Annotated in this window: 22 protein-coding genes; 7 read left to right on the top strand and 15 right to left on the bottom strand. The window is 57.3% G+C overall.

All coding sequences use genetic code 11. The features are described from left to right. Positions 1-26 precede the first annotated feature (26 nt). Positions 27-224, top strand: a complete 198-nt coding sequence (locus tag E2L06_RS20345; protein WP_138780468.1) for a hypothetical protein — start codon at positions 27-29, stop codon at positions 222-224. Between the two features lie 8 nt (positions 225-232). On the opposite strand, the gene bioD is transcribed toward E2L06_RS20345, so the two are convergent. From bioD to E2L06_RS20320, 5 genes are all read right to left on the bottom strand, one after another. After that, positions 233-931, bottom strand: a complete 699-nt coding sequence (gene bioD, locus E2L06_RS20340) for a dethiobiotin synthase (protein WP_138780466.1) — start codon at positions 929-931, stop codon at positions 233-235. Then, complete coding sequence (locus E2L06_RS20335) at positions 928-2,151, bottom strand: 8-amino-7-oxononanoate synthase (protein ID WP_138780465.1); 1,224 nt, start codon at positions 2,149-2,151, stop codon at positions 928-930. The genes bioD and E2L06_RS20335 overlap by 4 nt, the downstream gene beginning before the upstream one ends. A 158-nt stretch (positions 2,152-2,309) precedes the next feature. Further along, entirely contained in the window at positions 2,310-3,368 is a 1,059-nt protein-coding gene (locus E2L06_RS20330; protein ID WP_138780462.1) for a transcriptional regulator, read from the bottom strand. Positions 3,369-3,395: 27 nt separating this feature from the next. Then, a complete protein-coding gene (gene bioB, locus E2L06_RS20325) occupies positions 3,396-4,502 on the bottom strand; it encodes a biotin synthase BioB (protein ID WP_138780460.1) in 1,107 nt (368 codons plus the stop codon). 67 nt (positions 4,503-4,569) lie between these two features. Next, positions 4,570-4,770 (bottom strand): amidase family protein, encoded by a 201-nt coding sequence (locus tag E2L06_RS20320; protein WP_394348758.1) that lies wholly within the window; start codon positions 4,768-4,770, stop codon positions 4,570-4,572. Between the two features lie 10 nt (positions 4,771-4,780). Between E2L06_RS20320 and E2L06_RS22640 the strand changes: the two genes are divergently transcribed. Next, entirely contained in the window at positions 4,781-6,376 is a 1,596-nt protein-coding gene (locus tag E2L06_RS22640) for an ATP-binding protein (RefSeq protein ID WP_249361538.1), read from the top strand. Between the two features lie 81 nt (positions 6,377-6,457). Here E2L06_RS22640 and E2L06_RS20310 read toward each other — a convergent pair whose 3' ends face one another. Both E2L06_RS20310 and E2L06_RS20305 read right to left on the bottom strand, forming a co-directional pair. Continuing rightward, positions 6,458-6,730, bottom strand: a complete 273-nt coding sequence (locus E2L06_RS20310) for a hypothetical protein (protein WP_138783258.1) — start codon at positions 6,728-6,730, stop codon at positions 6,458-6,460. Positions 6,731-7,055: 325 nt separating this feature from the next. Further along, on the bottom strand, positions 7,056-7,352 hold the full coding sequence (locus E2L06_RS20305; RefSeq protein ID WP_138783257.1) for a hypothetical protein: 297 nt from the start codon (positions 7,350-7,352) through the stop codon (positions 7,056-7,058). Between the two features lie 330 nt (positions 7,353-7,682). Here E2L06_RS20305 and E2L06_RS20300 point away from each other — a divergent pair, with 330 nt between their 5' ends. Together E2L06_RS20300 and E2L06_RS20295 are read left to right on the top strand one after the other, a co-directional pair. Beyond that, entirely contained in the window at positions 7,683-8,780 is a 1,098-nt protein-coding gene (locus E2L06_RS20300) for a hypothetical protein (RefSeq protein ID WP_138783256.1), read from the top strand. 3 nt (positions 8,781-8,783) lie between these two features. Continuing rightward, positions 8,784-9,911, top strand: a complete 1,128-nt coding sequence (locus E2L06_RS20295) for a hypothetical protein (RefSeq protein ID WP_138783255.1) — start codon at positions 8,784-8,786, stop codon at positions 9,909-9,911. 228 nt (positions 9,912-10,139) lie between these two features. Here E2L06_RS20295 and E2L06_RS20290 read toward each other — a convergent pair whose 3' ends face one another. The 4 genes from E2L06_RS20290 to E2L06_RS20275 form a co-directional block, all read right to left on the bottom strand. Then, positions 10,140-10,616, bottom strand: coding sequence for a hypothetical protein (locus tag E2L06_RS20290; protein ID WP_138783254.1), 477 nt, complete (start codon positions 10,614-10,616; stop codon positions 10,140-10,142). Positions 10,617-11,229: 613 nt separating this feature from the next. Next, complete coding sequence (locus tag E2L06_RS20285; protein ID WP_138783253.1) at positions 11,230-12,096, bottom strand: hypothetical protein; 867 nt, start codon at positions 12,094-12,096, stop codon at positions 11,230-11,232. A 258-nt stretch (positions 12,097-12,354) separates the two neighbouring features. Then, positions 12,355-12,984, bottom strand: a complete 630-nt coding sequence (locus tag E2L06_RS20280; RefSeq protein ID WP_138783252.1) for a hypothetical protein — start codon at positions 12,982-12,984, stop codon at positions 12,355-12,357. Further along, positions 12,981-13,286: a hypothetical protein gene (locus E2L06_RS20275; protein ID WP_138783251.1), complete on the bottom strand. Its 306-nt coding sequence runs from the start codon at positions 13,284-13,286 to the stop codon at positions 12,981-12,983. Before E2L06_RS20275 ends, E2L06_RS20280 begins: the two co-directional genes overlap by 4 nt. 174 nt (positions 13,287-13,460) lie before the next feature. Here E2L06_RS20275 and E2L06_RS20270 point away from each other — a divergent pair, with 174 nt between their 5' ends. The 3 genes from E2L06_RS20270 (at position 13,461) to E2L06_RS20260 (ending at position 15,143) form a co-directional block, all read left to right on the top strand. Then, complete coding sequence (locus E2L06_RS20270) at positions 13,461-13,706, top strand: winged helix-turn-helix transcriptional regulator (RefSeq protein WP_249361532.1); 246 nt, start codon at positions 13,461-13,463, stop codon at positions 13,704-13,706. A gap of 131 nt (positions 13,707-13,837) precedes the next feature. Continuing rightward, complete coding sequence (locus tag E2L06_RS22635) at positions 13,838-14,068, top strand: hypothetical protein (RefSeq protein ID WP_249361531.1); 231 nt, start codon at positions 13,838-13,840, stop codon at positions 14,066-14,068. 697 nt (positions 14,069-14,765) lie between these two features. Then, complete coding sequence (locus E2L06_RS20260) at positions 14,766-15,143, top strand: hypothetical protein (RefSeq protein WP_138783250.1); 378 nt, start codon at positions 14,766-14,768, stop codon at positions 15,141-15,143. A gap of 22 nt (positions 15,144-15,165) precedes the next feature. Here the strand turns inward: E2L06_RS20260 and E2L06_RS20255 are convergent, their stop codons facing one another. From E2L06_RS20255 to E2L06_RS20240, 4 genes are all read right to left on the bottom strand, one after another. Continuing rightward, a complete protein-coding gene (locus E2L06_RS20255) occupies positions 15,166-15,810 on the bottom strand; it encodes a hypothetical protein (RefSeq protein WP_171052442.1) in 645 nt (214 codons plus the stop codon). A gap of 332 nt (positions 15,811-16,142) precedes the next feature. Beyond that, entirely contained in the window at positions 16,143-16,931 is a 789-nt protein-coding gene (locus tag E2L06_RS20250; protein ID WP_138783248.1) for a DUF6339 family protein, read from the bottom strand. After that, positions 16,921-18,003 (bottom strand): hypothetical protein, encoded by a 1,083-nt coding sequence (locus E2L06_RS20245; protein WP_138783247.1) that lies wholly within the window; start codon positions 18,001-18,003, stop codon positions 16,921-16,923. The genes E2L06_RS20250 and E2L06_RS20245 overlap by 11 nt, the downstream gene beginning before the upstream one ends. After that, complete coding sequence (locus E2L06_RS20240) at positions 18,003-19,892, bottom strand: hypothetical protein (protein ID WP_138783336.1); 1,890 nt, start codon at positions 19,890-19,892, stop codon at positions 18,003-18,005. Before E2L06_RS20240 ends, E2L06_RS20245 begins: the two co-directional genes overlap by 1 nt. Between the last annotated feature and the right edge of the window lie 97 nt (positions 19,893-19,989).

Genomic DNA, 19,989 nt, shown 5'->3' with positions numbered 1-19,989 from the left:
GAGAGTGGCTGTTGGTGACCCTCTGAATGACAGAATCACGTCGCTGCCCGCTTTGTACGGAAACGTACACCGACCGAACCGACCTTCGGGTCCACCTCGAGGTCGAACATCGGAAGTCCGAAGTAGTGTCACACCTCGTCGACGGCCACACCGAGGACAGGCCACTACCATCGGAGAGCGAGCAGTCGACAGTGGACGAAGAGCGGCCAGCGCCGTCGGCCTGAGGGTGTGATCAGCTGCTTTCTCTCGGCAGTAACTCCCGGAACGCTGGCGACAGTTCATCCCCGACACCGATAGCCATCTGACGCGGATCCGCAGTCGCATCGTCAGCCAGCGGCGGCACCGTCTCGACCGGGTAGCCGGTCATCCGCTCGAGTTCGGCTGGGTTGGTCCGTTCGGCGACCGTCTCGCCGGCATACTCGTTGCAGACGATACCGACGACGTCGATCCCGCGGGCCTCGAGTGCGTCGATCGAGAGTGCGGTATGATTGAGTGTCCCCAGGCCCGACCGTGTGACGACGACCGCCGCGGCCTCGAGGTCGGAAACGAGATCGATCACCTCGTGGTCGCCGGCCAACGGCACTCGTAGCCCGCCGATGCCCTCGACGATCGGGACTGCAGTCGCGTCGATCTCGCGTTCACATGCGGCACGGATCGTCTCGTAAGAGAGGGATTCGTCGGCGACCTCGGCCGCTACGCGCGGGGCCAGTGCTGGCTCGAGATATCGCGGACAGCTTGCAGCCTCGGGATCGGCACAGGCCGCGGCGACGAACGCCGCGTCGTCGTCGGGCGGATGACCCGTCTGGGCCGGCTTGATCGCCCGCGCGTCGTGGCCGGCCTCGCGAAGCAAGCGTGTGAGGCCAGCCGTGATAACCGTCTTCCCGACGCCGGTCCCGGTGCCGACGACGGCGATCGGCTGGGTCGCGGTCACAGCACCCCGACCTCCTCGCCCGCGGCGCGGAACGCCTCGAGACAGGTGATGACGTCGTCCTGATCGTGTGTCGCCATCGGGACGACGCGAATTCGGCTCGTCCCCTCGGGAACCGTCGGCGGTCGAATCGCTGGTGCGACGACGTCTCGTTCGCGGATGCCATCCGCGAGCGCGAGTGCGTCCTGTCGGTCACCGATGACCACGGGCAGGATCTGGGAGTTGCCCAACACCTCGAAGCCCATCGTCTCGAGGCCGTCGCGGAGATGTGCGACGTTCTCCCAGAGGCGTTCACGAACGTCGCTGTGGCGAGCGATATGCAACGCCTCGCTCGCGGCGGCAGCGGCCGGCGGCGCAAGCCCCGTCGAGAAGACGAACGAGCGTGCCTCGTTGATCAAACACTCGATCAGTTCGGTACTGCCGGCGACGTAGCCGCCCTGACTGGCCAGCGCCTTCGAGAGCGTCCCCAGCTGGATCTGGATGCGGTCCTCGAGCCCTTCGGCCTGGACGACGCCGCCGCCGTTCGCGTAGAGGCCGGTCGCATGGGCCTCGTCGACCATCACCCACGCGCCGTACTCCTCGGCAGCGTCACAGATCGCCGCGAGCGGGGCGACGGTGCCGTCCATGCTGAACACCGAGTCGGTGACGATCAGCCAGGATTCGTCGGCCGGGTTTCGGCCGTCCTGTCTCGCCTGATCGGCTCGCTCCGCGAGCTTCGATCGCAGGCTCGCCGCATCGCAGTGATCGTAAACGACGGTCTCGGCATCCGACAGCCGACAGCCATCGATGATGCTCGCGTGATTTAATTCGTCGGAGAAGACGATATCCGGCTCGAGCGCCGTGATCGTCCCGACGTTCGCGGCGTAGCCCGACGAAAAGGCCAGCGCGCGCTCGGTTCCTTTCGTCTCGGCGAGCAGCCGCTCTAGGTCCCGATGGACCATCGTGTCGCCCGTGACGAGCCGACTCGCGCCGGCTCCCGTGCCCACGGTCGCGGCAGCCTGCCGTGCGGCGTCTTGGACCCGCTGGTCGTCCGTCAGCCCCAGATAGTTGTTCGAAGCAAAGACCAGCGCCTCCGCCGAATCGAGCACGGGCAGGTCGCCGCCCGAGGGCTCGGCGAAGTAGCCGCGCTCGGCGACCCGATCGACGGGCGAGAGCGAGCGTTTCAAGTCGTGTTCCTCGAGGGTCTCGAGTCGGTCCTCGAGGTCGAACCCACGGTCGGCCATTCGGCTAAACGGACTCAGCGCCACGGTTTGACTCTCACGGTTCGGATCGATCGTCGGATTCTGCTCGATTCGGTCGGCTCCTTGTCGGTATGAGACTGTTCTTGGTCAGTGTGTGTATCCATCTCACAGAAAGGGCGAAGAAGCTCGTCGCGGTGTCGTCAGAAGCCGGGCATCAGTTCGGCAGGGCCGAAGACGCCGTATTCACCGGCGCGGTTCCGTCGCACGCCGGCCTTCAGATAGCCCAGCGCGGGCCCGTTGACGTTCGCTTCCATACTCGTCTCGTCGCCGAGGTGGAAGGTGTTCGTCGCGGTCTCGCCGTCGAAGGTTCGGCCGGTGACACGCACCGTGGTCGTCGTCGGCTTCTCGTCGTTGTACACGTCGAGGATGCCACCGACCGTGACGTCTTCGGCGTCGCAGACGCCCGCACGCTCGAGGAGCACGTCGTCTGCGTGTTCCATGTCCTCGAACTCGATGACGCCGTCGTGGTCGTCGATGATTTCTTCGATCTCTTCTTCGGAGAGTTCTCGAGCGGTCTCGATGTCGTAGTCGGGGAGGTGGGCGATGTCCTCGCGGACGGTGCCGCGGTTGTCCTCGTAGCCGGATTTGAGGCCGACGCCCCAGTGAATGTCGACGTCCGTGACCTCAACGAACGACTGGGCAGCGAGCGCCGCCGCGCCGGTCAGCAGGCCGGGCGTCGCGCCCGCGCCACAGATGAAGGTGATGCCGGCGTCCTCGAACGCCTCGCGGCGGTCGTCGAGCATATCGATCACGCGCGAGCGTTTGAGCACGTCGATCATGACGCCGGAGTAGTCACCCTCGATGAACCGCTCGGCGGTCCGCGGGATGAAGTCGTGTTCGTAGTTGGGCAGTGCGAGGAGGACGGCGTCGATCTCGTCGCCGTGGTCGATTACGTCCTGGATCGGATCCTCGCTCGGGCGGGCCTGTTCGGAGGCGACGACGCCGAGGTCTTCGCCGTGTTGTTTGACGCCGCCTTCGACGGCCGCCGCGTCCGCTCCGCCGTCAGTTGCAACCTCGTTATCGATGTTGCCCTCGGTTGCCTCGAGTAGTTCGTCGACGTCGAGGCCGTCGAAATCGATCGCGGTCCCGTGGCGGTCACACGCCGCAACGGGTGTCAGGGCGTCTTTGTACTGGCTCACTTCGAGTGCTCGTCGGCCGATACCGCCGGTTCCGAGTACCGCAAACGTAACGTCGTCCATGGTTATCGTGATAAATCGTGTCTTGAATCAGTCGTCGCTCGGTTCTGCGCCTGTTCGTGCTGCTGTCTCGGTCGACGACTCCGCGGCGTCGCTGTGGCGGGCCTTCACTTCCTCGGGGTCGAACTCGTTGGTCTCCCGGTTGGGCTCGAGCCCCGCGCGCTCGATGATCTCGATATCCTCGCCGGGTGACTGGCCCTCTGTCGTGAGGTAGTCGCCGGTGAGCAGGCCGTCCGCGCCGGCTTCCAGCGGCAGGTGCTGCTCGTCGGGGGCGAGGTTGACCTCGCGGCCGCCGGTCAGGCGGACCCGCGACTCGGGATGCAGGAGTTTGTACACCGCGACCGTCTTCACGATCTCTTCGGTCGAGATGCCGACACCCTGCTCGTACAGTGGCGTTCCCTCGACCGGGTTGAGGACGTTGACCGGCAGCGAGGAGATGCCGATGTCCTGCAGCGCGATAGCGGCCTCGACGCGATCGGTCGGGGTCTCGCCCATCCCGAGGATGACGCCCGCACAGAGGTCCATGCCGGCCTCCTTGGCGACCTCGAGGGTCTTCACCCGATCTTCGAAGCTGTGGGTGTCGACGATCTCGGGGAAGTAGTTCGGCGAGGTTTCGATGTTGTGATTGTAGTGGTTGATCCCCTCCTCGGCGAGGATCGCAGCCTCCTCCTCGGTGAGAATGCCAAGGGAGGCGTCGACCTCGAGATCACACTCGTCGCGCACGAGGCGGATCGACTCGATGACCTCCGCCCACTCCTCGGGCCGGTGTTCCTTCGAGACGCCTTTCTCCGCGACGACGATCCCGAAGCGCTGGGCACCGTCACGTTCGGCGCGTTTCGCGGCCTCGAGGACCTTCTTCGGGCCGAGGAAGCCGTAGGTGTCGATGCCGGTGTCGAAGTGGACCGACTGCGCACAGAACCCACAGTCCTCGGCGCAGTTGCCCGCTTTCGCGTTGACGATCGAGCAGGCATCGACCGTGCCATCACCGAAGTGATCGCGCACGGCCGCACCGGCTTCGGCGAGGACGTCGACCGGCTGGGCCATCAGCGCTAACCCGTCGGTCCGGTCGAGTCGCTCGCTGGCCACGACCCGCTCGAGTGCGTCGTCGACCGTCTCGTTTCCAGTCTCGTAAACCACACTCAGAATGGCGGTTAACGAGTATATAATGTTTTTGGACGGTCACGATCTCGTGATCGTCCGCCGCTCACAGGTCGGTGTCGACACCCTGCTCGAACGCGTGCGCACTCGAGAGCACCGTTGCGTCGTCGAAGCGTTCCCCGATCAGCATGAGTCCGACTGGTAGTCCGTCCGCCGTTCCGGCTGGCACCGACGTCGCCGGATGGCCGGTTACGTCGAACGGAGCCGTGACGATGACGGCTGACGAGCGGGTTGCAACGTACCTCATCGAAGACCAAATGGCGGATCTCACAGACGCGATTCGCGAAGCGATCCAAAACGGCATCGACAGTCCTGGGTCATCCCGTGTGTTGGTCAGCATCTCACCTGAGCGATCGATCATCCTCGACGACGGGGCCGGCGTTGATCTCGAGTCGACCGAAGGGCGACGCAACCTCTCAGTGCTGGGTGCAGGAAGCAAGCAACGAGCAGACGACGAGACAATCGGCGAGTGGGGCATCGGTAAGGGTGCGATCATCGCAAAGGGAGCCGTTCGCATCTGGAGTCATGATACCGCACTGTGTTTCGATTATCGGGATCGACGCGATTCGGGACCGTGGGCAGACGTCAGCGGGCGCGATGGCCAGCTTGTGGACGCTGAGCATCACCTCGAAGGGATGCTCGTCGAGATCGATCACTACGAAGACGAAGTGCCGGACCCGGACAGCTACCGGTGGCGGCGCTACGTTCGCGATCTTCGCAAGCGCTTCGCGTACGTGCAATCCCGAACCGGCGTCTCGGTCGTGATCAATGGCGAGCCGGTCGACAACGGCGATCCACTCGAGGCAGTGGCTGACTCGCCACATCCGTCGCTTACTCGCGAAACCGACGATGCAATCCTCGCACTCGAATACACACCCCACGAGGGGCTCGATATATACAGTAATGGCCTGTACGTGACGACGAAACGCGAGTACGGACTCGGCGGGGTCGTCGTCTCAAAGGGAAATATGACGCTGAACTTTGCGCGCAACGATATCCAGTCCGGCTGTGACCGCTGGCAGCGAATCGACCATGCACTCGAGCAGGCACGTGACGATCTATACGCCGAGGTCTCGGACGACCGGCTGACTGCCGAGAGTCGAGAGGTGATGATCGAAGCGATGGCGTCCGAATCGTCGAACGAGCAGTGGGCCGATCGTAACCTGTTCCAGCTGGCAACCGAGTCCCGCATCAGCCTCGAGGAGATTCAAGCAGCCCCGAAGATTGGGTGGGCTGACGGAGCCCAGAAAGGGGCGGACAAGCTCGTCGAGCGTGGCTACGTCGTCCTCGATACGAGCGATGCAGCAACCCAACGGCTTCGCGATCTCGCCAATGACGAAGATACATCGATAGCGGTGCCGGAGACGTTTGACGTTGGCGAGCAAGCAGAGTCGGAGGGCGTCTGGACTGGCTATCATCGCGTCGAGGATGAATCGCAGTTGAACGCTGATCAGCAGCGCTATCTCCGCTTCGCACGAGTGCTCGTACGAGAACTTGGGATCGAGCGAGATGTGTACTACGGCGAGGCGAGTGCCGATGCCTGGACCGACGGCAGGACATACATCGTGATTACCGACTCGGCGGTGACGAGCCGCCAGCGTGCGGTCTGGATGCACGACCTGTATCTCGTGATGTTGCACGAAGCCGCTCACGGAACCTCAAGTCGGGATCGGCCCTCGCATGGGCATCACTTCGAGAGTACGTATCGGTCGCTCGTTGAGGATACGGGTAATCGACGTTCGTTCGCGGAGCTTGTCCAGCAGGTCGTCGACGAGGGATTCGAGTCTGTGTTCGACGAGTATGAGGTAGATATCCAGCAGAGCGAAGCCGTCGCCTCTAGCCAATTTCGATAATGGGGCGGCGAGGTGGAAGACCGACTCGAGCAGCTTGGTGTCGCGACCTATCGGCATGCAAGGCAACTCTTCGAGGAGTCGTTAGCACTGTTCTTCTGGTGACGTGATCCGAAGTTCATCCTCGACTTCGTAGAAGTAGCCCCGCTCGAGGAGGCGAGTAAGTGCGTGCTCGACGTCCCGTTGCTCGAGTGCTAACTCTGAATCGGCGATCAGCATGTCGGCTGCGTCGTCGTAGTCGATCAGCGGAACACTGTCTTTTCGCTGGCCTGGCCGACATGCCTGTGTACACAGTCGATCGTAGCATTCGAGAATCCACTCCGGAAGTGGTGGCCGTGGATCTGTAATGCCAGCCATTGCAGTTCTGTATGGTTGTTTCGACAGTCATCCGCTTAATAGTATCCGTCGAATGCGCTCCTCTCACAGGAACAGTGTACTCCCTTGTTAAATTGAACTGACCATTTCTACCATATTATTGAGCGGCGCGGAGAGACAGATACCGAAGGTATTCCCGAACGCAGCAAAGCATCACTGCAGGCCGGTCTCGAGTTCGGCGACAGCTTCCTTCGAGTTTGACATCACGCACAAAGGGACGGTGACAGTTTTCGTGAGAATTACTTGGGGGAAGAACCTGATCATCTCGCGGTCGAGATGATGGATGAGGCAGGGCTTAGATAACCGGCTACTTTTCGAAGAGCATACTTTTCACCAGCGTTGCGACGAACACGACCCCCGAAATGATTCCGAGGATAGCAGTCTTGATGCCGGCAGCCAACAGTGCTACGACGTATCGTCCGTATCGATAGTCGGAGTGCCAGAGGTCACTAAACATCCCAACTACGAATTGGGCTACTGTTGCTAACCCATCGAAGATGAGCACGTAGAGGACGCTGTAGATCGCTGATCCCGTTCGATGGATGAAGATGTATATGAGTGATTCTCCGGTACGCGTGTAGTCTCGGGTGAAAGGGCGGGTCATGCGACTGCCACTCCAAGGGTCTCGACACCAGCCAAGGAACGATGAGACTCTTCGCTTGATTAGGTCGATCACGGCCCAAAGCAATCCAAACATTGTACTTCTGGGTATATGTCGGTGGTAATGTAAATCTGTGTAGCACACTATTTTTGAGCCTGTAACACACTCAGGATGACAAAGAGAGTTTTCCTCCGGGATCCAGTTTAACTATTCTCCCGATTTATGACGAGTGAATTCCAGACACGGTGAATTTCTACTTTCGCTCCGAATGGGGAACTAATATACGCCCCGATGTAGCACATTCAACAAACAACGCTGTCGGAGGTACCCCAAATGCACATACCCGAAGGACAATACAATCTCAAAGAATTCTGCCGAGTCATCTTTGACTCGCCAGAGCGTGTCCTAGAAGGGTACCACGGCCAACGCATCAAATCGTTTCTCTATCTCTCCGACGACGGCTGGGAGGACTACCTCGACGAACACTACGAAACCGAAGAACTCGGTGACATCACGAAGTTCGTCAGCGAGTACCGAAACCGAAAAGGTACAGAGCAGCCTGCCAGATTCTACGTTGGAGAGTACAAAGACGATCTCCAGATGGTCGTCACCGCCGAAACTGAAGAAGCCATTCGACAAGCTCTCCGTCCAGTCTCGGAACATAGCGACTGTCTGTCGCCGATGCCGATTATGACCGAGGACTTCCAGACGATGAACGAAATTGTCCTCAATACCTACGAGGACATGCGGATTTCTGAATTTAATTCGAAGCGCGTTCCAAGCTTGGCAGGTGCCCGAACTCGACCGGATGTCGATCGTGAAATCGAATACAAAGGAATTGATGGCAGAGACCGGCTTGACGAGTTCCGTGAGGAATACGGTGTGGTTCCCACCCGTATCCAGTATGAACATGAGAACGTCTCCATCAGGATCGACACATCCGGAAAGTTCACCTTAGAGACCGTCAACCAAGAGAGCTTCAACATCCTATTTGAGCTGCTGAGTGAGGTCGTCGTGAATGTTCTTGAGCTATTGGACGTGGCGAATCAGATCAAGTTCAAGAAACGGGAGGTGGTGCCGGGAAACTTGAAAGTGCAGGTGCCGGAAGTGAGTTCTGGTGAAATAGATTTTGACCAACAAGTGTCGTTGATGCAGGCCGAGAATTTTATCAAAGGCACGAAGAACAGCAATGATCTGAATTTCAGCTTCACGGACGTTACGAAACAGGCTGGGTCGTTGGACTTCTCTGCGCAGGTAACCGACGAGAATCGAGGATCGTTGTTCAATGTCAGCGCGACTGAAGAGTCAATGCGGATTGTCCCAAAACAGAACTGTTCGTTCCCATCTCTCGTCGAGTTCTATCTGGCCGTGATTCAGTTGTTGGATGGTGGCGCTGAAATGCGACTCTATGAGTCTCAGACGGCAGCATAACACATGACGAATGTTGACCCTCCTAAATCGGTGCCGGAGGGTCAAGAAACGAAGTATCGCGGGTTATACGGTAAGTGTATCGAGCACAAACTCGACGCATTTCCGGAACAGTCTAAGCGCGAAGACCTTCGAAAAGAAATAGATGTTCAGCGCCAGCACCGGAAACTGATTAGTTACTCTATTTTCCCGTTCGTACAGGATCGTCCAGCTGGGTATAAATTCTTCACCGCGGAACCGCTAGAGGAGCTTGGTGTGCCGAACTTTGATTTCCTTCTGTGGAACTTGGATGGGAGTGTAATTTTCGGAGAGGCAAAATCGTCGATTCCAAACAGCGCTGAGTCAGTCGTGAATCAGCTCAAAGAGCGTAAGCAGATCGCTGAAGAGCACAAGGAGTACATTGAGGAGGAATATCTGGGGAGCGAAATTGACCATATGGAGTTCGTGCTATCAACGTACGCCAACCATGGCGATAAGATTGCGAAGGCTATCATCGAGGAGGGCGCGAAGTTCATTACATGGGTCGTAGATGCCTATTACGACACGTTATGGGTTCGGCAGGCACGGCCGACATCTTTCCCAGACAACTTGGAGGCTGAAGAGCCAGATGCGATGCTTCAGGAGTTGGAGCGACGGCATACACACGATATGGCGGCGCTAAATGGTGAGTTAGACCGGGTGACGACAAGTTTTGGGCAGGCAGATGTCTTACCAACTGCGATTATCGTGGATCAGCTGCGAGTAGTGGTACAGGCTCGTCGTGTCGAGGGGCGATATCCATGCGTCGATCGTGCAGACATTGAGGAATACGTCTCGAATAGCTCACTGAACTACACTGAGGAACGTGTGACAGGTATTGTTGATGACTTGATTGGGGCTGGTAAACGAATCAATTTCCTATCTGAGTGGGACGATGAGCGTGCTGATCTGAAGGTCGTCTCAAACTATACAGCAAAAGATAATTTAGAGACAGTTCTTGAGGACAAGTGGATTGATTGGCGGATTGAGGATATGAAAGAAGACTTGCGTGATGAGTGTGAGGAGCGGGCGACTGCTGAGCTTGGCAAACAAAAGCAACTCAACGAGTACGGTGTAGGGGTACCAGATAGTGAAGTAGAAGAAAATTTGGAGTGACTACAGTTCTGGTAGAGAACGTAGAAATACTCCCGCGTCAGCCGTGCCGTTTTTTGAAGAAGTCTTGTTGATCTTCCACACATAGCCATTCGTCTCCTGGCCCGCGTACTGCGTCGCGTTCGAACGCCTGATCTTCAGCTGAATTCCATGTATAGAAGAAGCTGGGAGAAACAGGCATCGACTCGAAGAAGACCTCTCGCCGCGTTTCAACCAGCGGACCTACTACCGCTACAGTTCGACCTGATCAATGAACTCGACAGTGTCTTCGAGGACCGATTCGACCGCTTCGCGTTCATCGGGATCGGTCTGCAGCGTGTCGAGGTAGCCGTAGTCGTGCGCCAGGTTGTTCCGATACTCCACGACTGTTTTCAGAGTGTCCTGATACTGGTCGAACAGGTCGAGGACAAACGCCATGTGCCGGTACCGGCCAAGCCCGTTATTGCCGTACAGATCTTCGAACTGGTCCATAGTGATGTCGTACCGGTCCGCAATCGCCCGGCTCAGGATGCTCTCGAGACGCGTCGACGTCAGCACCAGCGCTTCCGCGATCTTGTCGTCGTCCAGCCGATCCTGAATCTCCTCGACAGAGAATCCGATGACTGCCGTGGCGTCGAGAGCGGTTGCGTCCGCGGTAGCGTCTGGAGTGGAGACAGTCGCGTCCGAGGTCTCCGCTTCTTCGCCACTGTCAGAGCTATTGTCTGACATTATTAACCGTACTATCCGCGTGGCGGTGATGAGTCTTCGGGTGGGTATATCACTGTTTTTATGTGTGGTGGTAGCACGCCACTCTCGCTGACTGAGGCACATCGAATACAGCAGATATCTGCCGAATACAATCATTGCCCCAGTGAGCAGCACTCGGTGCCGTGAAAGACGTTTTTTGACACTACGTATCCACACTGCGGGCAGACATGCCGCGGAAAAATCGTTCCGTGGACTTCACTCGTGACGGCCACATAGATCGCAGCCGTTCCATCCCGCATCACCGATCTCGTTCCCTCAGCCCGGCACCGGACACTCCGGGCCGTCGCAGAGATGCGACCGGGCAGTCATGTTGCCGCGTATGTTCCGTCTAATCGCGTTCTTATCTACAAAACCATGTTCTCGAGACGAGAGGATTCCGGTGACAGCTGGCGTCTTCAGACACACCCACAGGGAAGTCCTTGGAGTGAGACCGACAACGACCGATCAAACGACATACTACAGAGTAACAGTACACTGCATACAACCGCTCTTGTGCTGGATATTAGTTAGACGGATAGAGTGAGACCCTTCCCAGGGGTTGTGGGTAGTCGGGAGACACCCTCACCTGTTGACGTCAGGTGTCTCCGGAGCCGGCCATCTCACCAGGGATCTCAACATCGTCCATCAACAAGACGCGTCGTTCCGTGTACTCGAGGCCGTTCTTGCGCTGTGTCCGCTTTTTGACTGCCAGCCTGCTCCTCGAGAGATCGAGTAACGCGTCGATCGTTCGGGAGACCAACTTCTTCGCATAGTCGTCGCTGATCCCCTTCTCCTGCCGTCGGATCCAGTGTTTCATGTCGCCGGCGGTAACGTACTCTCGAACGCTTGCACTCCCTTTCCTCCAGGGGTTGTCTCCAACTGCCGGATCGGTACGTGCCTTCCAGAGCTTTGCAGCGAGCCGTGACGGAAGCGCCGATGTCGTCGCCCGGAGCATATCCTCGTCCATCTTCGCGAGCTGCTGGAGTGGAAGCAGATCCCCATACGAGAGGGAGACATCGCCACCACGCTCGAGTGGATCGTCACTCTCGGGTAATCGGAAGTAGCTCTCACCGTCGTCTTTCTGGATGCGCTCGAGGCGGCCATCCACAACGTCGATCTCGCCTTCGTCGATGTGTTCCTCCAGGAGGTGTGCACCCTTCTCGAGTTCGCGTGCCTGGAGTTCGCCGACGCGATCTTTGTTGGCGTTGAGTTTCTTCTCGTGGGCGTCTAGGCGTGCCTCGATGGGTGTCTGTGATTCTTCCAGGTCCTCGAGCCGTGCTTCGAGATCCTTATTTTCTCTGTGGGCCTCCTCAAGTTCGGCCTCGAGATGACCGATACGGTCGTCCTTTCGGGTGAGTTCGTCCTCGAGGGTTGTGACACGCTCGTGGAGGCGCTCGAGTTCGTCGGCAAGTATTTGGAGTGTCTGTGCATCAGATCCGGGACAGTCTGTGTTCGCGCTCATTTGGTTCTGGATTCGGTGTCGTTGTCGGGCGATTCGACTCGCGCTGCTGGTCGATGTCGGGAACGCTGGTGGAGCAGTAGGCTACCGACTCGAGAGCCGTCGAGGGAGTGCAGTGGCCGTCTCCCTGAAAGACGTCTTCGTGTTCGAAAGTCCGGTATCAGTCTACCGGGGGTTGGTGGCTCCGTCTCGAGTGGCGAAGTGCGGCGGTCTACTGGGCTGAATAAGTCAACGCGATCCCGAGGTGGTGTACTGGCTCAGCTAGCCACCCTCGGGTTGGAGTCGACAGTCATGGCTTGCCAGCGTGGTGAGCGAGTCGAATGGACACTCGCAGATATCGCAGTAGTGTCTCTGCTCCGTGAGGAACATCTCACGGTACATGTGGCCGCCATCGGGCACGGCAGACTGTCTTTGATCGCTTTCACTGGAATCGGGCTCGCTGGGCCGTCCCTGTACGTGAAGATCGACTTCGGTAATCGGTTCGCGACCAGTTTCTCTCCAGTTGCTATTGCGGCGTTCGTGTTCGATCCGCCAGGCTTCGCCACCGGTATCGGGGACAACCATCACCCGTCGGCGACAGCCGTTGATCGCCGTGTACTCGAGCACGAATTCGACGGTCGGTTCGGTGGACTGGTCACAGCCGCCGTCGGTTGCAAGACGTGGGTCGTCGTCGGCATCGACGAGCAGAATTCCATCCTCGGTCTCGAGAGTGTGGGCTCGGCTATCGTCGTCGGCGATAATGATCTCCGAGCCGTCGGTTGCTTCGATGTCGCCCGGTTCGTAGCCGGCGACGGCGTGGGCTTCCGCTCGCAGGCGCATCTCGCGAGCGCCTTCGCGCTCGAGTTGTTCGGCACGCTTTGCGATAGCTTCGTGATCGTTGACGATCGTCATTGGTCGCTCACCTCGACAGCGCCGACGATCGCGTCAGCCATCGTCTTGAACAGGTACTGCACTTCGAAGCCGCCGCGACGGTCGGCGATGTAGTCAATCCAGTCGTCGATCGTCTTCTCGACGTCCTTGAGGTCGTAGCGGACGGTGCGCTCGCCGTTCTCGATAACGTGAACGGACTCGTCGGTCGTCCGGTAAACGTGGTGTGCGCCCTCGTTGTCGATGCCTACGGAGATGTAGTCGGCGCGTGGGTCGGTAGTCTGTGCTTCCGAAACCGTTTCGTGGGTTCGCGGTTGAACACTCATTGTCCTTCTAGCACGGAGGACGCAGGTCGGCTGCTCCAACAGCCGGCCGAGAATCGGTTTTCCCGGCCCCCTGCGCCTCACAGCTACTACTCTATCAGCCAATCTATTAAACCTATTGGTTGTAGGTTATCACCAGTAGGTTTTTGGCCATTGCCATCAACTTATCATACACCGATGAGTATAGCAACCAAATCCATGGATGCAGACGATATGCGCGACGCTGATTGGGCGATCCTCAACGTGCTTCGCGAAGGACGTGCAAATGCACCGCTTATCGCCGAAGAAGCGGGCTACTCTTCGCAGTACGTCCGAGAGCGACTTGGGCGTCTGAAACAGGACGATATCGTCAAGCCACTGGGGCATGGCATCTATGAGATCAACGAAGACAAAGTGCCGGAGCGAAATCGTAATGAGAGTTGATCTTTTCCCGCAACGACATCCAGTCCGGCTGTGATCGCTGACAGCGGATCAATAACGCTCTCAAGGAAGCACATGATGATCTGTATGCGGATGTTTCGGACGATCCGCTGACTGCTGAGAGTCGGGAAGTGATGGCATCTGAGTCATCGGATGAGCAGTGGGCCGATCGCAAACTGTTCAAGTTGACAACTGAGTCCCTCATCAACCTCAAAGAGATCCAAGCAGCCCCGGAGGTTGGGTTGGTTGGTGGATCCGAAAAAGGCACAGACCAGTTCGTCAAACGCGGCTACACCGTTCTCAATATAAGTGATTCAGCGACGCAGCGGCTTCGCGATGTCACCACCGACGAGGGCCGTCAATAGCGGTGCCGGAGACGTTCGATATTGGCAAGCAAGCGGAGGAAGAGGGCTGGGCTGTTATCATCGGACTGAGAATATATCTCGGTTAAACGCTGATCAGCGACGGTATATTCGTCTCGGCGAGTACTGGCAGCAGAGCTTGGAATTGATCGAGATGTGTACTACAGCGAGGCGAGTGCCGATACCTGGACCGACAACAGGACATACATCATCGTGCTCACCGACTCGGGCGTGACAAGTCGCCAGCGTACGGTCTGGATGCACGACTTGTATCTCGTGGTGTTGCACGAAGCAGCACACGAAACCTCAAGACGGGATCGGCCTTCTCATGAGCATCACTTTGAGAGTACATATTGATCACTCGTGGAGAATCCAGCTAATCAGAATTCGTTCGCGGAGCTTATCCAACAGATCATCGATGAAAGATATGAGTCCGTGTTCGGAGAGGACATCAAACGACGCACCGATCAAAGTGGAGGCGCGGGAATCACTGATTACGCGTGTTGCAACTGTTCGCCGACGTGTTTTTGAGCCCCCAAGGGGTTGGAGGGCTTCTTGAGTTCTATTCTGCTCAAGAAGATCCGATAGAATATGGCTATGAAGAGCACCAACCGAGAATCATTTAACGATTCGGACACCCGGCATGACGAGATGCATCGTAAGAACATTCATAGAACTGTGGGATCCATTTGCCAATACGATGTATAATGGCGACTGGGAACCAGTAATGACCGCAGATTCAATGGAAAAGAAAATCAAGGAATTCGCCAATTTAGCCCATGATCGGGCTAATCAGGAAAATAAAGATATCGAAGAGGTCGTCCACGATCTAACGCACAATGCGTATCTGATGAAGCACACGTCTGGTGATGTCCTTAGTGAACTTCAAGAGTTGGAATCAACGTATCCAGATGCGTTCTATAATGGTGACGCGAACGACCACATCATGACATACTTGGACGGCAATCAGAATTTCGATTTCTGGTATGACTATGCGTATCTCTCGCTGGCGGCCGGACTCGAGTGGGCAGTTCTAGACACGCTCGAAGAGACGGCAACAAGTGACGACTCCCCGTAATGCTGATCCTGCTGCTTAGCATCTATTCTTGCGAAATCGATTGATAATAGTTGCAGGAGTGTGTGAAAAAACAACTGTTACAGTTCGGTACTTTCGGTGCACAGATGGTGGCACCGAAATCCAAAATGGCTAGATTGAATCGGCGAGAGTCGTCTTGAGGGAGCACCAAAGAAGCCAATGTCCATGCTTCTTCGTCACGATAGCCCAACTCGGTGCCGAAGATGCGGTTGTAGACGCGGACAACGTTTTCATCAACAATCGGACGTGGTTCCCCATACGCGAAACATAGAGTAGCATTCGCTGCATACTGCCCGACGTAAGGAAGATCACGAAGCTGTGCTTCATCAGCGGGAATCCCAGTATCGCGAAGAGTCTGTCCGATCGTTATCAGTGCTTGGCTTCGCTGATTCTGAAATCCGAGCGAATAGATTATCTCGGCAAGCTCATTTTGATCCGCTTCTGCTAGTGCCGTTATCGTGGGATACGTTTCTATGACCTCATTATAGATCGGTTCGACTTTCTCAGCAGCGGTTTTCTGGAGAAGGATTTCTGCCACAAGGATTTCGTAGGGGTCCGATGTTTCTCGCCAGGCGAAAGACCGCAGGTTGTCTTCGGCCCATTGGAGTAGCCCTAATCGAAATTCCTCAATCACCTTCTGCTGGCTCACGTTCCGATGTACGGGTTTGCAAGCAATGAAAGACACGACAAACGACCCGCACCTTTTTATCGATACCACCAGTTCACAACCAACGCTTGTGAGCTCAAATTCGCCGTCGGCTTCCGGAAAAATACATTAGGGAATCAGGACCGTCGCCTGCCGAACACTCATGGCCCAGTTCGCTTCTGAGTATTCGTCTCGCTGAAGGGGACAAGATTGTTAAAAAGACAGATTTGACAAACTGCTTCGTCAATGAGTCAGAAAGACACTGTCGTCTATACCGAAACACGCTGTCAAACCCAAACCAGATCGTGAAAGGTTCGGGAGACAATACGGGCGTGCTACCGTTCGTCTTCGCCGCGCATGACGTAGTCACGGAGATCCTCAACTGTTGCCACGATATCATCGTTATCCATCGCCTCAACGCGCCGGACGGTAAGCTCTTCGCGGAGAAGAGTCGTAGTGCGGCTGACGATATGGCTGTTTGACGGAGGGTCTGCATACACATCATCGTCTTTGAGCGCATCAAGGGCCTCGTGACAGAGGAGGTCTGCGCAGGCGTGCGTAACAGGTTTGTATCGGGCGAAGTCGTGGTCAAGAATGTCGTTGGCGAGTTCCTGGAAGCCGAGGACGCGCCGGGTGCGCTCGTAATCTCGGTCGACGGGATCACCAGAAGCGCCATCCTCATACGTGAGTTCGGCAGCCCACCAGAGACGATGGAGGGCATTTGAGTAGATGTCACTCCCACCTTTCAAGAACTTCTCCTCCATGTTCCCAGGGCTATCGGGATCAAAAACGTGGTCCCAGCGGTAGTGGACGAACTCGGGGAACCGGACGAGACAGAGGTAGTGCCAGAGCCCGGCGTCCGCGGCCTCATAACGGGTCAGATCGAGTGTACGGTGAAGGGTAGGGGCGAGTTCCGCATCAATATCGCTGTCCTGGGGATCAATATTATCGGCATTGCGTATCTCATCAATACAGTCGTCAACAGGCGCAAGGTCGACCGAGCGACCGAGCGGCGTGAGGTAAGGACGGAGATCATCCTCAGTGAGTGTCCGCTCTCCGCTCAGAACCCTGTTGTCGACAAGCGGGTGAGCAGCGCTCTGGAGGTGGTACAGTTTAGTTGTCATTCTGGATCGCCTCTTCGATCAGTTTGGTTGTGTCGGACGGGATGTCGTAGCGCTGGTGGACAGCGTGTTCGACGTTCTGGACGAGCGCGGGAAGGTCTTCGATACTTCGAACATCGGTCGCGAACTGGATCGCAGCGTCCTCCTCCTCATGATCGGGATAAAGGTCATCTAAGAAGAGGTCTAGAACGTCATCTTGCCAGCTGTATTGGGTTTCGCCAGTGTCTGGATCGGTATCACGAGCAGTCTGTATAAGCAGTTGAGTCCATACGGAGTGCTCAATATAATCATAGAGTACATCACGAAGCCGAGGTGGACCGCCTGTGGACCCACTGTTTTCGAGAACTTTCACAACCTGTGGGTGTTCGCGGTTCAAGTAGAGCTGAGGGTTACGCGGCTCGTCAAGACTCAAGTGGTGAATATGTTGATCGTCGGGAAGACGGTCAGTATCACTGAAATCCTCGATAATCGGCATGAGTAGTCCGCCGCCGTCCGTGCGTTCGTCAAGCTCAAGCGTCCACGAGATGCCGTTTGCGAGCCGAGAGCCAACTTTCGAAGCACAGTTCGACGCCCCGGGGCCGCGTTCGCTCGCCCGGACAAGGTGCGGTTCGAGTACGACGGTTCCTCGGTGGTCGTCACGGTGGATGTCGATGCTGAACGAGTAAGTGTCGGGCTCGACAGGTGGGTCGGAAAGGATCGTTCGGTCGCGGCTGATTGCGAGAGGGTTCGTTTTCACGAGCGCAAGCCGACCCGATGGGGCATCCCACTCGGTCGTCGAGAAGACCTCTTTAACCGTCTCCATGTCGAGCGTGATCGTCCCTTCGAGCGTGAGGGTAGTCCAGCCAGCTTCGTCGACGAGCGAAAGGTAGCGGGCAGATTCATCGAGCTCGCCACGGTCGCCGAGATCAGCACCGTCCAGTTGAATCGTCTCGACCGTGAAGTCAAGGGCATCACGGGCGTAGCTGTGCGGGAGAGACTGGGTGACGAGACTCCCCGTCTGGAGTTGTTCGTCCTCTGATTCGTCCTCTGATTCGTCCTCTGATTTGTCGTCAAGTTCGTTGTCCAGAACAGCCATCAGTTATCCCTCCGTTCGGCAACGGCAACTGATACTTTGAGTCGGGTTTCGACGCGACGCATGTCTTCTTCAGACGTACCCTCGAAGGTGAGCGAGGTCGTCCCCGGTGGCGGGTCAAGGCGACCGACCTGCACGCCGTTTTCGTCGGGGAGCGAGATGGAGACCCCGGTCGTATCCGAAGAGATATTACGCACAGGGAGCCGGTCGTTAGTCGCACGCTCTTCGGCCATTCGAACGAGCGAGACAGTTACTTGCCGGATTTCGTTCCGGTCGCTCAAGGGTTCGACTTCACCTTCGAATTGCCAGTGGTCGTACGTCTCGTCAAAGGCGATGTCGGTGTCGCCGGTGACACGCTGACTACTGGGAGACTCGCGGCTGGTGGAGCCGCTCCGGCGTTTGCTCCCGATCTTGAAGCGGTTCCCGAGTCTTTCGGGACCGGTCGAGCCGCGATCGACGTTCGGGGCAACAAGTTCGCGGAGCGTGTCGGTAACATCCGGTTTGATTCCTTCAACGGCAGTTCGAAACCCTTGCTTGTACGTGTTAGCGAGGGATTCGGTCCGTCGCCACTCGTCGTGCTGAGGTGGTTCTGCAGTGGTGAGAAATTCTTCAACGACATCGTCAACGTCCGAAGGGTTATCACCAGTGCCCCAAGGACGAGCGCGGCCGCCGAGGAGAACAGCGTGGAAGTCTTCGTTCCCGACTACGACTTTGTCGCGGTCGTAGTATTCGACAACCATTCCGGCACCACGGACGAACGCAACGCTGTTGCGCTGATACCTCTCGTCCGGGTTCGCACGGCGGACGAGCAAGTCGAGATCTCCCTCGGTCGATCCACTCTCGTCCGTTTTTGCGGGAATGGTCAGTGTGATCGGTTTCTCAACGACATCACCGGCCTCGGTGAGTTCGTCAGTGGCAGCAGTGCGGTCATTGAGACATGTAGTGAACGGAGTGTACCGAGGGTACTCTGCTATACTCGCCGATTTCGTCTCGGTGTCGGTCTCGACGGTGACCTCAAGATTTCCACGGTAGATCGCTGGCCAGAACCACTCAATTGCCTTTTCAGTGATTTTGTCTGCGAGTTCTTCATCGGCAAGGCGTTCTTCGGCAGTGGGAACGCGGAAGTCGACAACTTGAATGCTCGTTCCGGGACTATCTGGGCGGCTGAGTTTGAGGTCATCAGCGAACTGTCTGGCCTCGTCACCCCAGAGAGATTCGGGGCGTGCACCACTTTCGTCGGCATCAACGTTACCGAACCAGCCGTGGCCTTGGTAAACGGTGTCGCCGTCGCTCGACTTGTGAGTCGGGAGACGGGTGCGCCCGATAAGCCGTGGGGAGTCGTCTCGAGGAGTGGGTTCACTGAGCGAGGAGTTGAACAGCACCATCGAGAGCCCGGAATACAGCCAGAGAACAGCTTTGCCGAGGCCGTAGCTCCCACCAGATGTGTCACCGGATTTGCTACTGAAGAGAACGTCACGGACGAGAGCGGTGAAGTTAGACTGGTCAGCAGTCTCGGCACCGAGGAGCCCCTGGGTATTCTGATCTTCGATAGTGAGGACGCGGAGCGATTTTTCATCCTCGATTCGCGCCATTGCTTCGGAGATGTGTTCACCGCTTTCCGTGTCAGCGGCAAGAGATGCGTGGTCGGACCAGGTGTTGATATCCAGGGCGTTCAAATAGGCTTTGAGATCGTCGCCTTCGAGAGTCTCGAGGCGGAAGGTGACCTGTGCAGGATCGTCGTTATCCAGGCGGGCGTCGTTCGAGTTCTGGAGGACCTCCCGAACGAACGTTTTCAGGCCCTGTTCGCCATTCGACATCGCGTATTTTGCGACATCGTCGCCATACCGAGCGTCAGTCGGTCGCGATGTCGTAAATCCCCACGTCCCGCTCATTGACCCCTCCATCGATGTGTTGGAGAATCGATCCCCTTCCAAAACTGATGAACATATGCGATATTAGTCATAATGGGACAGTCGAGGCTTCCATATT

The sequence above is a fragment of the Haloterrigena sp. H1 genome, assembly GCF_005938085.1.
Taxonomy (GTDB): Archaea; Halobacteriota; Halobacteria; order Halobacteriales; family Natrialbaceae; genus Natrinema.
This window is presented reverse-complemented; position numbering and strand designations above follow the sequence as displayed.